Source organism: Sphingomonas qomolangmaensis (assembly GCF_024496245.1).
Lineage (GTDB): Bacteria > Pseudomonadota > Alphaproteobacteria > Sphingomonadales > Sphingomonadaceae > Sphingomonas > Sphingomonas qomolangmaensis.
The window spans coordinates 2,688,583-2,701,411 of sequence record NZ_CP101740.1 but is presented as its reverse complement, the minus strand read 5'-3'; the positions used below and the strand labels follow the sequence as shown (position 1 = coordinate 2,701,411).

Sequence of the window (12,829 nt, the reverse complement as noted above, 5' to 3'; positions counted from 1 at the left end):
CTTTCGATTAGAGGTTGAAGCCGCGAACGACACGAGCCTCTCGGCCCGAAACCTCGACCAGCGCTACCGGCACATCGGCCAGCATCGCAAAGTATTGGCCATCGTCAACGGCGATCCCGACCAACACCCGCCCCTGTCGGAGCGCACCTGCCTGGTCGGGGGAGAGGGGTAGAGCCGGGATGTCGTCCAGCCCCGCCCTCAATGGCAGGATGATGTCTTCAAGCGCGCGGGCATTAGCCATTTCGGCCAATTTGTCCAGCGAAATCGCGGTATCGAGCCCGAACGGGCCCGCCCGCGTCCGCCGCAACATCGTCACATGCCCGACGGTGCCGAGCGCGATCGCGATGTCGCGCGCCAGGCTGCGGATATAGGTCCCCTTCGACACATGCGCGGCAAGCGTAACCTCCCCAATCTCCTCCCCCGCCAGGGGGAGGTGGCTGCCGAAGGCAGACGGAGGGGGCGGACTCGCGAACACCTGCGCATCCTCCCCCTCCGTCGCGCCGTCGGCGCGCCACCTCCCCGTGGCAGGGGAAAAACGCAGGTCGTGCACCGTCACCGATCGCGTCGCGAGCACCACCTCCCCGCCCGCCCGCGCCAGGTCGTAAGCGCGCTCGCCCCCCACCTTCAGCGCCGAATAGGCCGGCGGCACCTGCTCGATCGGCCCGGTGAAGCGCCCCAGCACCGCCTCGACCGCCGCCATGGTCGGCCGCACGTCGCTTGTAGCGACCGCCTTGCCTTCCAGGTCGAGCGTATCGGTCTGCACCCCGAACCCGATCGTGAAGTCGTACTCCTTGCTCGCATCGAGCATCCGCCCCGCAAGCTTGGTCGCCTCGCCCACCGCGATCGGCAGCACGCCGGTCGCCAGCGGGTCGAGCGTACCGCCATGCCCCACCTTGGCCTTGGCATATCCCCCGCTGCGCAGCGCGCGCTTGACCGCGCTCACCCCCTGCGTCGATCCGAGCCCCAGCGGTTTGTCGAGAATGATCCAGCCATGCATCGCCGCGGCTTAGCCGCTGCCACCACGAAACCCCAGCCCGTTCAGCCTTCCGAAAGCCGCGCCGCGCGAGCATCGCGCCGACATGCAGGGAGGGCGATATGGCGTGGGTAGCGACATGGCTGGCACTGGCGGCGGGTAGCCAGATCTGGGACGGCGGTCGTACCGCCTTCGAGCTGCCGACCACCCCGATCGCGATCCGCCCCGCCGACGGCACCCGCGACATCACCGAATCGATCCGCGACGGCCGCCGGTCGGGCCAGCTGGACCGCCGCGAGGCGCGATCGCTACGGCGCGACGTACGGATCATCGGCGCGCTCGGGGATCGCTTCGATCAGGACGGCCTGTCGCCCTCCGAAGCGCAGGAACTGGCGGTCCGCACCGAAGCGCTCCGCGGCCTGGCCGGCGCCAAACGGCTCAGCGGCGGCAAGCCCTGACGGCCCGTAGGTCGGCAGCCTATCCCGCCATTGCCTCGCAAAAATGCCGCCGGCACAGCGCGACATAGCGGTCATTCCCGCCGATCTCGGTCTGCCGCCCCTCGCGCACCGCCTTACCCTCGCCGTCGATCCGCAAATTCATCGTCGCCTTGCGCCCGCACGCGCACACCGATTTGAGCTCGATCAATGCATCGGCGATCGCCAGCAACCGCGCCGATCCGGGAAACAGCTCGCCCTGGAAATCGGTCCGCAGCCCATAGGCCAACACCGGCACCCCCGCATCGTCGGCCAGCCGCGCCAATTGATCGACCTGCATCGGCGTCAGGAACTGCGCCTCGTCGACCAGCACGCAATCGACCGCGCCGCGCGCGCCGACACAGGCGAACAGATCGGTCGCCGCATCGAACGGCGTCGCCGCCGCTGCTAGCCCGATCCGCGACGCGATCCGGCCCTCGCCCACCCGGTCGTCGATCGCCGCGGTGAAGAGCATCGTCGAAAGCCCGCGCTCGCGATAATTGAAATCGGCCTGCAACAGCGTGGTCGATTTGCCCGCGTTCATGCTGGCAAAATAGAAATAGAGCTTGGCCATTCAGGCTACCACCAGACCGCGGCGATCAGCTCGCCGGACCCGGATCGCCGTCCTCGCCATCCTCGCCGGCGTCGCCCAGATCGCGCGCGACATTGGGCGCGCGCAGCAAGGTGTCGATCCGGCTGCCTTCGTCGAAGCTCTCATCCGAGATGAACTTGATCTTGGCGGCGTATTTCAACCGGGTGCGGTTCGCCACTTCGCGCTGGAAGAACGCGGTATTGGTCCGCAGCGCCTTGAGCACCGCTTCCTCGTCCTTGCCCAGCAGCGGCTTCACGAACACCGTCGCATGCCGCATGTCGGGCGACATCCGCACTTCGGTGACCGACACCATATGCTTGGCGAGCGTCTCGTCGTGCACGTCGCCGCGCATCAGGATGTCCGACAGGATATGTCGCACCTGCTCGCCGACGCGAAGCAGCCGGACGTTGCGGGTTTCGGTGGTTTCGTTGGGCATCTAGCTCCCTCTCCCGCGCGCGGGAGAGGGTTGGGGTGAGGGCCTTGCGGCCCACCGGACGAACCGGTCACGGTTCAAGCCTTCCCTCACCCTCCCGCCGCGCCGCGGCTGCTTCCCTCTCCCGCCAGCGGGAGAGGGACTGTATTACAGCGTGCGTTCGCGCATCTCGACTTCGAAGGTCTCGAGATAGTCGCCCGCCTTGATGTCGACGAAGTTCTGCGTGAACGTCACGCCACACTCGAGCCCTGCGCGGACCTCGGCGACATCGTCCTTGAACCGCCGCAGCGATGCGATCTCGCCCTGGTAGATGATGACGTCGTCGCGGGTGATACGTGCCTTGAGCGCCTTCCGGATGACGCCCTCGGTGACGAGCAGACCCGCCGCCTTGCCGTGCTTGCCGGCCGAGAAGACGTCGCGGATTTCCGCACGGCCAACGACCGTTTCAAACGCTTCGGGGCCGAGCTCGCCCGCCATGCCGGCGCGGATCTCGTCGGTCAGGTCATAGATGACGTCGTAATATTTGAACGCCACCTTGCTCCGCTCGGCGATCTCACGCGCCTTGGCGTTCGGCCGCACGTTGAAGCCGATGATCGGCGCCCCCGATGCCGCCGCCAGCGTCACGTCGCTCTCGGTGATGCCGCCAACCCCCGAATGCAGCACCCGCGCACGGATGTCTGCGGTCGAGATCTTGTTGATCGACGCCACGATCGCCTCGACCGAACCCTGGGTGTCGGCCTTGACCACCAGCGGATATTCGATCGCCTGCTTTTCCTTGAGCGCCGAGAACATCGTCTCGAGGCTTGCAGGTGCCGTCGTCGTCCGCTTGTTTTGGATGACGCTGGCGCGATACGCCGCGACTTCGCGCGCGCGTGCCTCGGTCTCGACCACCTGCAGCGGATCGCCCGCCATCGGCACGCCCGAAAGCCCCAGCACCTCGACCGGAACCGATGGCCCGGCTTCCTTCACCTGGCGCCCCTTGTCGTCGATCAGCGCGCGCACCTTGCCGCTTTCGGCACCGCACACGAAGATGTCGCCGACACGCAGCGTACCGCGGCTGACCAGCACCGTCGCGACCGGACCGCGGCCCTTGTCGAGCTTGGCCTCGATCACCGTGCCTTCGGCCGACCGATCGGGGTTGGCGCGCAGTTCGAGCAATTCGGCCTGCAGCTGGATCTTCTCGATCAGATCGTCGAGCCCGAGCTTCTTGAGCGCCGACACTTCGACGTCCTGCGTCTCGCCGCCCATTTCCTCGACCTGGATGTCGTGCTCGAGCAGCCGCTCGCGCACCTTCTGGGCATTGGCGTCGTGCTTGTCGATCTTGTTGATCGCCACGATCATCGGCACGCCAGCGGCCTTGGTGTGGCTGATCGCCTCGATCGTCTGCGGCATCAGCCCGTCGTCGGCGGCGACCACCAGGATCACGATGTCGGTCACGTTGGCGCCGCGCTGGCGCATCTCGGTGAACGCTTCATGCCCCGGCGTGTCGAGGAAGGTAATCTTCGACTTGTCCTTCTGCGTCACCTGATAGGCGCCGATATGCTGGGTGATGCCACCGGCTTCGCCCGCCACCACATCGGTGCCGCGCAACGCATCGAGCAACGACGTCTTGCCGTGATCGACATGCCCCATGATCGTCACCACCGGCGGACGCGGCAGCAGCGATTCGACCGCATCGTCGACGGTGTCGGTCTGGATGTCGATGTCGCTGTCGGACACGCGGACGATATTGTGGCCGAATTCGGTCACCATCAGTTCGGCAGTATCCTGGTCGATCGTCTGGGTGACCGTTACCGGCATGCCCATCTTGAACAGCGACTTCACCAGGTCGGCGCCCTTTTCGGCCATCCGGTTGGCGAGTTCCTGCACCGTGATCGTCTCGGGCACCTTGACGTCGCGGACCTGCTTGATCTGCGGCTCGCGCGGGCCGCCCGATCCGCGGCGTTCCTTTTCGCGTGCGCGCTTGAGCGCGGCGAGCGACCGCGCACGCGCGCCGCCGTCGTCGGACAGCGCACGGTTGACGGTGAGCTTGCCCGATTGGCGACGATCGTCCCCCTGGCGACCGCGCGCAGGACGCGCGGCGGGCTGGTCGGGACGCTTGGCACCCGGCGCGCTGGGTGCACCACCGGCGCGCTGCGCACCGGCATCGCCCGTGGCCGTCGTGGCTTCGGGTTCGGCAGCAACCGGCTCGGGCTTGGGCTGCGGGCGCGGGATTTCAGGACGCGGCACCGGGGTGAAGCGGCGCGGCGCGGGACGGCTCGGGTCGAGCCCGAAACCGATCGGCGCAGGCGCGGGAGCGGGCGTCGGCGCTGCCACCGGTGCGGGCGCGGCGGCGACGGGCGCCTCGGCCTTTGCCGGTTCGGCCTTCGCGGGTTCGGCCTTTGCAGGCTCGGCAGCCGCTACCGGCGCGGGTGCGGCAACCGGCTCGGGCGCAACGACGGGTGGTGCTGCGACCGGCGCGGGCGGCGGTGCCACCGGCTCGGGCGCGGCGGGCGCTGCGGCGGGCTTTGCCGCTTCGCGCTGCTTTTCCTCGGCGCGCTGGCGCTCGGCTTCGGCGGCCTCACGCGCGATCCGCTCGTCGCGGCGACGCGCATCTTCCTGCGCTGCCATGCGGGCTTCGTCGGCTTCGCGCAGCAGCTTGGCCTGCATCTCCTGGCGCGACAGCAAGGTGCTGGGCGGTGCCTGGCGCTGCGGCGCGGCGGGCGCAGGCGCCGGACGCACGGGCTCGGCGACAGGGGCCGGCGTCGCCGCGACCTCTGCCTGCTGGGGCTGTTCCTCGCCCGGACGGCCGATGACGCGGCGGCGCTTCACCTCGACCACCACGGTATTCGAGCGGCCATGGCTAAAGCTCTGCTTCACCTGACCGGTCTCGACCGTGCGCTTGAGGCCCAGCGGCGCGCGCGCGCCCAATTTCGGCTTTTCGTTGTCCGTGTCGCTCATCCGGTTACTCAAGGTCCTTCATTCGTGCCGGCGGGTCCGCGCGCATCGTCTGCCGAGGCAGCCGATGCGCCCTGCGAGCCGGTTTCGCAAGGCAAGGGGGCGGGGTCTGGTCCGATAAAATGCAGCCAGCGTGTCAGCGCTTCGCTAACCCGCTTGGCCGCCTTGGGATCGGTCACCGCGGCATGTACCACATTTTCGCGGCCAAGCGCCAACGACAATATGGTGCGGTCGATCGGCAATGTCATCCCCTTGAGATCGCTGCCTTCGCGGTCGCTGCCCACACGCCAGGCCTGGGCCAGCTTGCGGCTGCCATCCTCGCTCGCATCGGCGGCATGGAGCAGCACGCGCAGCTTGCCCGAACGCGCGGCTTCACCGATCCGGTCACCGCCGACGATCAGGAAACCCGCCTTGGATTCGAGCCCCAGCCGGTCGAGCGCATTGCGCCGCAGCTGGTCCTCGATCCGCTGCGGCAGATCGGCGGCGATCGTGAAATCGCCGGTCTTGTACGCACGCGCCAGCCCGCCGCGCAGCTTGCCTTTGGCAAGCGCGGCTTCGAGTTCGACGCGGGTCACCCCGATCCACCCGCCACGCCCGGGGGCTTTAGCGCGCACATCGGGATGCACCTGGTTGTCGGGGCCGAGCACCAGCCGCACGAGCCCCTCGCGCGGCGCCTCCTCGCGCGAAAGCACGCAGGTGCGGATCGGGTCGGCGGTCATGCGGCCACCCCCGACGACACGCGCGCAACCGGGTCCCCCTCCCGCTCGCGGGAGGGGTTAGGGGTGGGCATTTTCAAAACCCGACCCCTCCCGCAAGCGGGAGGGGGGAGAGAACAGGTTAGGCCTTCCGCCCGATCATTGCCCGGATTCCGCAACAGCGTCCTCCCCGGCAGCATCGGTTTCGGGCGCATCGGCTTCGGCCACATCGGCCTCGCCCGCATCGCTCTCGGCCGCGGCAGGTGCCTCGTCCTCGAACCAATGCGCGCGCGCGGCCATGATGATCTCGTTGCCCTGCTCGTCGCTCAGCGAATAATCGGCCAGGATGCCGCCCTTGGGCTCGGGGCGCTTGGGCGCGTCGTCGTTCCGGCGGCGCGGTTCGGCGCGCTTCTTCTCGACCAGCTCGTCGGTCGCCAGGTCGGCGAGGTCATCGAGCGTCTTGATCCCCGCCTTGCCCAGCGTCACCAGCATCGCCTCGGTGAGATACGGCATCGTCGTCAGATCGTCCTCGACCCCCATCGAACGCCGCAGTTCGCGGTTCGATTCCTCACGGCGATCGAGCGCTTCCTGCGCGCGGTTCTGGAGCTCGCCTGCCAGATCCTCGTCGAAGCCCTCGATCGTCGCCAGCTCGGCGATCTCGACATAGGCGACTTCCTCGAGCTCGCCAAAGCCTTCGGCGACCAGCAGCTGCGCCAGCGTCTCGTCGACGTCGAGCTCCTTCTCGAACATCGCCGAACGCTCGACGAATTCCTTCTGCCGCTTCTCGCTGGCATCGGCTTCGGTGAGGATGTCGATCGCCTTGCCCGTCAGCTGGCTCGCCAGCCGGACGTTCTGGCCGCGACGGCCGATCGCCAGCGAAAGCTGGTCGTCGGGCACCACCACTTCGATCCGGTCGTCTTCCTCGTCGATCACCACGCGCGCGACATTGGCGGGCTGCAGCGCATTGACGACGAAGGTCGCGATGTCGGGCGACCAGGGGATGATGTCGATCTTCTCGCCCTGCATTTCCTGCACGACCGCCTGGACGCGGCTGCCCTTCATGCCGACGCACGCGCCGACCGGGTCGATCCCCGAATCATGGCTGATCACGCCGATCTTGGCGCGGCTGCCCGGATCGCGCGCGGCCGCCTTGATCTCGATGATGCCGTCATAGATTTCGGGCACTTCCTGCGCGAACAGCTTCTTCATGAAGTCGGGATGCGCACGGCTGAGGAAAATCTGCGGCCCGCGATTCTCGCGGCGCACGCTGAAGATCAGGCTGCGAATGCGGTCGTTGACCCGCACCACCTCGCGCGGGATCTGCTGGTCGCGGCGGATGACGCCCTCGGCGCGGCCCAGGTCGACCACGACATGGCCGAACTCGACGCGCTTGACGACGCCGGTGATGATCTCGCCGACGCGATCCTTGAATTCCTCGTGCTGGCGCTCGCGCTCGGCGTCGCGGACCTTCTGGAAGATGATCTGCTTCGATGCCTGCGCCTGGATGCGGCCGAATTCGATCGGCGGCAGCGGATCGACGATATAATCGCCGACGACCGCGCCCTTTTGCAGCTTCTCGGCCTGCGCCACATCGACCTGCTTGAAGAAATCGTCGACCGCCTCGACGACTTCGACGACGCGCCACAAGCGCAAATCACCGGTCACCGGATCGAGCTTGGCGCGGATGTCGTTCTCGGCGCCATAGCGGTTCTTGGCGGCGCGCTGGATCGCGTCCTCCATCGCCTCGATGACGATCGCCTTGTCGATCAGCTTTTCCTTGGCGACCGAATCGGCGATCGCGATCAGCTCGGCGCGGTTGGCGGTAACGGCGGTGGCCATCAGTCCTGTTCCTCTGCTTCGGTTTCGTCGACGCCTTCGCTCGGCGCTTCGATGATTTCGTCGGCCCCGGCCAGCGACAATGGCTGGGTGGCGGCGATCAACTTGTCGGTCAGCAGCAGCTTCGCCTCGGCGACCTGCGCGAACCCGATCGTCATTTCCTTGTGCTTGCGCACGTCGATCGTGATCTGGTCGCCGTCGATGCCCGCAAGGATGCCCGTCAGCTGCTTGCGATTGTCGACCGGCTCGACCAAGTGGATCCGCGCCTCATGCCCCGCCCAATCGCCGAAATCGGCGAGCCGGGTCAGCGGGCGATCGATCCCCGGCGACGATACCTCCAGCCGATACGCCTCGACGATCGGGTCGCGCCCCTGCGCTTCGAGCGCGTCGAGCACGTCCGAAATCCGCCGCGACAGCGCCGCGCAATCGTCGATCGTCAGCTGGCGGGTGTCGGGGCGCTCGGCCATCACCTGCAGCGTCGGGTCCGAGGTGCCGCCGAACATCTTGACGCGCACCAGCGCCAGCCCGAGCGCGGTCGCTTCGGGTTCGATCAGCGCAGCCAGGGCGGCGATATCGGCCATGCGGTCTTTCATTGTACAGGCAAGCAGCCTGGGTTTTGCGCAAACGGTCTGGGCGCCGGAGCCTTTCGGTCCCGACCTCGTCAATGTCACCAATGTCGAGCAGGCCTTCCATATACGCGCCGATTCCAGGATCGGCAAGCGTCTCTGGCGGAACCGCGTCGCTTGGTGCAGGTTGAAGTTCGAAACGTAACGTCTTCGGGAGACACCATGTCCACGCGCACCATTCTATTTACCACTATCGCCTCGGCTTCGCTGCTGGCTTGCAGCGCCGCCGATCAGGGCAACGCGACCGTTCCCGCCAATGCCGCGACCGCAGCCGCCAGCCCCGCCGGTGCCGCGCAGGCCGGCCTTCCCTTCGCTATTACCCCGGTTGCCGCGTTCGACGCGCCCTGGGCGATGACCTTCCTACCCGATGGCCGGATGCTGGTGACGCAAAAGGCGGGCCAGCTGATGCTCGTTTCGGCCGACGGCAAGACCAAGACGCCGCTCACGGGCATCCCCGCGGTCGACAGCGAAGGCCAGGGCGGCTTGATGGACGTCGTGCTGCATCCGCAATTCGCGCAAAACCGGATGGTCTATTTCAGCTTCTCCGAAGCCGGCCCCGGCGGCAAGGGCGTCGCGCTGGCGCGCGGCGTGCTGCAGGATGGCGACAAGCCCGCGCTGCAGGACGTGTCGGTGATCTTCCGCGCCTCGCCCTATGTCGAGGGTGACGGCCATTATTCGGGCCGGATCGCCTTCGCGCCCGACGGCCAGCACCTGTTCTTCACCAATGGCGAGCGCCAGAAGTTCGATCCGGCGCAGGATCCCAAGGCGACGCTCGGCAAGGTGCTTCGCCTGACCCTCGACGGCAAGCCGGCGGGTGACCCCGCGCTCACCGCCAAGGGCTTCAACCCCGCGGTGTGGTCCTATGGCCATCGCAACCTGCTCGGCATCGCCTTCGATGGCGCGGGCAATTTGTGGGAGCAGGAAATGGGGCCGATGGGCGGCGACGAGATCAACCTGATCCAGGCGGGCAAGAATTATGGCTATCCGATCGTCTCCGACGGCGATCATTATGACGGCCGCGACATCCCCAACCACGACACCCGCCCCGAGTTCGAAAAGTACAAGGTCAACTGGACCCCGGTGATCGCGCCGGCTGGCCTGATCGCCTATTCGGGCGCGATGTTCCCCGAATGGCAGGGCGACCTGTTCGTCGGCGGCCTGGCGTCCGAAGCGCTGGTGCGAATCGACGTCAACGGCACCCAAGCCACCAAGGGCGACCAATGGGGCATGAACGCGCGAATCCGCGAGGTCGAGCAAGGCCCCGACGGCGCGCTCTACGTGCTCGAGGATGGCGAGGGTGGTCGCCTGCTCAAGCTGACCAAGCCCGCATGACCCCGCGCGCCCGTCTCGCCGCGCTCTGCGCTCCGCTGGCGTTGCTGGCGGGGTGCGATGGCGGCGGGACGGGCGCGGTCACGCCCACCCCGACACCGACGCCCGCGCCCACTCCCGCCCCGACTCCGACCCCCACGCCCACCCCGGCGCCGCCCACCACGACGGTGTGCAGCGCCCCGGTCGCCAGCTTCGATTCGCCCTGGGCGATGACCTTCCTTCCCGATGGCCGGCTGCTCGTCACCGAACGCGGCGGCACCTTGCGCATCGTCACCCAGGCGGGCGAGAAGTCGCAGCCGATCGCAGGCGTTCCGGTCGCCGCCGCCGCAGGCCAAGGCGGGCTCCTCGACGTCGTCCTCCACCCCCAATTCGCCAGCAATCGGCTGGTCTATCTCAGCTTCGCCGAAGCGGGCAGCGGCGGCAAAGGCCTCGCGGTTGCGCGCGGCACCTTGTCGGCCGACGCGTTGCGGATCGACGATCTCGCTATTCTCTGGCGCCAGGCGCCCAAGGTCGCGGGTGACGGCCATTTCGGTGGCCGCATCGCGTTTGCCGCCGACGGGCGGATGTTCGTCACCGCGGGCGAGCGCCAACAGGGTACCCCCGCGCAGGACCGATCGCAGACGCTCGGCGTCGTCGTCCGCCTCACCGACACCGGCGGCGTGCCGACCGACAACCCCTTTGTCGGCCAGGCGGGCTTCCGCCCCGAGATCTGGAGCTTCGGCCACCGCAACCCTTATGGCCTCGTCTTCGACGCCTCGGGCCGATTGTTGGAGCATGAGCACGGCCCCGAGGGCGGCGACGAACTCAACGTCATCGAACGTGGCGGCAATTATGGCTGGCCGCGCGCCTCGAACGGCAGCGACTATGGCGGCGGCGACATCCCCGATCACCGCCCCGGCGACGGCTATGTCGGCCCCGCGGCATTCTGGACCCCGGTGATCGCGCCCGCCGGCATGATCATCTATTCGGGCACGCTGTTCAGCGGCTGGCAGGGCCAGGCGCTGATCGGCGGGCTGGTGCAGCAGGGGCTGGTGCGCGTCGCGCTGACCGGCGCCACCGCGAGCGAGGTCCAGCGCATCCCGCTCGGCCGCCGCATCCGCGAGGTCGAACAAGGCCCCGACGGCGCGATCTGGGTGCTCGAAGACGGTGCCGGGGGCCGGCTGCTGAAGCTGACCCCCGGCTGAAATACCCGCGTTTAGTTCGCGGTCACCGGCACGGTATCGTACACCTGCACCCGGTCCCACAGCGCCGCATTCTCCTCGACGAACTCCACATGGATTGGGTCGTCCTGATACGAATCCTGATCGGCTTTGCTGTCGAAGAACAGCGTCCAGGACACCGAATACGAACTGTCGATCACCTCGCGCCGCGTAGGGGCGGGTTCGCCGATCTGATAGCTGCGGATCGTCTTCACCGCCGACAGCTTTTCCAGCGCGGCGATCAATTTGGCGCGATCGGCGGCGCTGTCGGTATTCTTGAGCCAGAAGAAGACGTGATGCACGAACCGCCCCTCGCGCGGCGTCTGCGCACGCGCGGGCGAAGCTACCAGCAGCGACGACAGCACGATCCCGGCAATTGCCCAACCCAGCTTCGATCGGCCCGATTTCGACGCGTTCATGCAGCTTCTCCCTTGGTGTTCCGCCGCGCGGCCAGGACATCGGCAAGCCGCGTCCATTTGGCGTCGCCCGCGCTGTTTTCGATCATCGCCTCGACGAAGGTCATCGTGCGCAGCCCGTCGTCGATCCCCGGAAACCAGTCGGCGGTGCCGATCGCGGGCACCGCCGTGCCCGCCTTCACCGTCTTGGCAAAGCTGCGATACAGGTTCGCGAACGCCTCGATATAGCCCTCGGGGTGCCCCGATGGCGTCCGCAGCCGCGCGGTGGTGAGCGCATCGAGCCCCGGTCCCGCTGCCCGCACGATCTCGGCGGGGCGGTCGAGCCAGCGCAGCGTCAGCGTATTGGGCTCCTGCTGCGACCAGTCGAGCCCGCCCTTCTCGCCATGCACCCGCAGCCGCAACCCATTCTCGTCGCCCGCGGCGACCTGGCTCGCCTTGAGCGTGCCGCGCGCGCCGCCTTCAAAGCGCAGCAGCGCCGAGACATCGTCGTCGAGCCGCCGCCCGGGAACATGGATCGTCAGGTCGGCGCTCAATTCCTCGACGCTCAGGCCCGAGACATGCTCGGCGAGCTGGAAGGCATGCGTGCCGATGTCGCCCAGGCAGCCGCCGAGCCCCGCACGCGCCGGATCGGTGCGCCATTCGGCCTGCTTGTTGCCGCCCGCATCGATCGGCTGACTCAGCCACCCTTGCGAATATTCGACCTGCACCAGCCGGATCGCGCCCAGATCGCCGCGCGCGACGCGCACCCGCGCCTCCTCGACCAGGGGATAGCCGCTATAGGTGAAGGCCAGCCCGTACAGCCGGCCCGACCGTTCGACAGCCTCGGCGATCGCCAGCGCCTCGTCGAGGTTCAGCGCCATCGGCTTTTCAGACATCACGTCGAACCCGGCGTCGAGCGCGGCGATCGCCATCGGCGCGTGCAGGTGGTTGGGCGTGACGATCGCCAACGCCTGCATCCGCTCCTCCGCCGGCAACGCCGCCTCGCCCGCCAGCAGCGCCTCGAGCGAGCCATAAGCGCGCGCGGGCTCTATCCCGAGCGCGGCAGCGCTGCGCGCATTGCGCTCGCCATCGCTGCTGAACGCGCCGCAAACCAGCGCGCATTCGCCGTCGAGCGCAGCCGCCATCCGATGCACCGCACCGATGAACGCGCCCTCGCCGCCGCCAACCATCCCGTATCGCAGCCTCGATGCCGATGCCGTCATTCGCAACCTCTCCCATATTCGCGGGCTCGCCGATCGCCATGCCGCGAGCCCATTGCCGTAGCGACGCTATTAAGCGTTCAGTCAGGCACGATGCCGTTACTGCATTCGAATGCAAGCC

General features: G+C 67.9%; 12 protein-coding genes. 3 read left to right on the top strand and 9 right to left on the bottom strand.

Annotated elements, in window-relative coordinates; genetic code table 11:
- Positions 1 to 7: 7 nt before the first annotated feature.
- Complete coding sequence (gene truB / locus NMP03_RS12910; RefSeq protein WP_256505859.1) at positions 8 to 997, bottom strand: tRNA pseudouridine(55) synthase TruB; 990 nt, start codon at positions 995 to 997, stop codon at positions 8 to 10.
- A 98-nt stretch (positions 998 to 1,095) separates the two neighbouring features.
- Here truB and NMP03_RS12905 point away from each other — a divergent pair, with 98 nt between their 5' ends.
- Positions 1,096 to 1,431: a hypothetical protein gene (locus tag NMP03_RS12905; protein ID WP_256505858.1), complete on the top strand. Its 336-nt coding sequence runs from the start codon at positions 1,096 to 1,098 to the stop codon at positions 1,429 to 1,431.
- Positions 1,432 to 1,450: 19 nt separating this feature from the next.
- Here the strand turns inward: NMP03_RS12905 and NMP03_RS12900 are convergent, their stop codons facing one another.
- The 6 genes from NMP03_RS12900 to rimP form a co-directional block, all read right to left on the bottom strand.
- On the bottom strand, positions 1,451 to 2,020 hold the full coding sequence (locus NMP03_RS12900; protein WP_256505857.1) for a thymidine kinase: 570 nt from the start codon (positions 2,018 to 2,020) through the stop codon (positions 1,451 to 1,453).
- A 25-nt stretch (positions 2,021 to 2,045) separates the two neighbouring features.
- Positions 2,046 to 2,474, bottom strand: a complete 429-nt coding sequence (gene rbfA, locus NMP03_RS12895; protein ID WP_256505856.1) for a 30S ribosome-binding factor RbfA — start codon at positions 2,472 to 2,474, stop codon at positions 2,046 to 2,048.
- Between the two features lie 144 nt (positions 2,475 to 2,618).
- Positions 2,619 to 5,411: a translation initiation factor IF-2 gene (gene infB / locus NMP03_RS12890; RefSeq protein ID WP_256505855.1), complete on the bottom strand. Its 2,793-nt coding sequence runs from the start codon at positions 5,409 to 5,411 to the stop codon at positions 2,619 to 2,621.
- A gap of 8 nt (positions 5,412 to 5,419) precedes the next feature.
- The gene (locus tag NMP03_RS12885) at positions 5,420 to 6,127 is read right to left on the bottom strand and encodes a DUF448 domain-containing protein (protein WP_256505854.1); all 708 of its coding nucleotides are present in this window, start codon (positions 6,125 to 6,127) and stop codon (positions 5,420 to 5,422) included.
- A gap of 135 nt (positions 6,128 to 6,262) precedes the next feature.
- Complete coding sequence (nusA, locus tag NMP03_RS12880; protein WP_256505853.1) at positions 6,263 to 7,942, bottom strand: transcription termination factor NusA; 1,680 nt, start codon at positions 7,940 to 7,942, stop codon at positions 6,263 to 6,265.
- A complete protein-coding gene (rimP, locus tag NMP03_RS12875) occupies positions 7,942 to 8,520 on the bottom strand; it encodes a ribosome maturation protein RimP (protein WP_256505852.1) in 579 nt (192 codons plus the stop codon). Before rimP ends, nusA begins: the two co-directional genes overlap by 1 nt.
- A 207-nt stretch (positions 8,521 to 8,727) precedes the next feature.
- On the opposite strand from rimP, the gene NMP03_RS12870 reads away from it, so the two are divergent.
- Together NMP03_RS12870 and NMP03_RS12865 are read left to right on the top strand one after the other, a co-directional pair.
- Positions 8,728 to 9,897, top strand: a complete 1,170-nt coding sequence (locus tag NMP03_RS12870) for a PQQ-dependent sugar dehydrogenase (protein WP_256505851.1) — start codon at positions 8,728 to 8,730, stop codon at positions 9,895 to 9,897.
- Entirely contained in the window at positions 9,894 to 11,078 is a 1,185-nt protein-coding gene (locus tag NMP03_RS12865) for a PQQ-dependent sugar dehydrogenase (RefSeq protein WP_256505849.1), read from the top strand. Before NMP03_RS12870 ends, NMP03_RS12865 begins: the two co-directional genes overlap by 4 nt.
- Before the next feature lie 11 nt (positions 11,079 to 11,089).
- On the opposite strand, the gene NMP03_RS12860 is transcribed toward NMP03_RS12865, so the two are convergent.
- Positions 11,090 to 11,512 (bottom strand): Dabb family protein, encoded by a 423-nt coding sequence (locus NMP03_RS12860; RefSeq protein WP_256505847.1) that lies wholly within the window; start codon positions 11,510 to 11,512, stop codon positions 11,090 to 11,092.
- A complete protein-coding gene (locus NMP03_RS12855) occupies positions 11,509 to 12,711 on the bottom strand; it encodes a Gfo/Idh/MocA family protein (protein ID WP_256505845.1) in 1,203 nt (400 codons plus the stop codon). Before NMP03_RS12855 ends, NMP03_RS12860 begins: the two co-directional genes overlap by 4 nt.
- Positions 12,712 to 12,829: the final 118 nt, after the last annotated feature.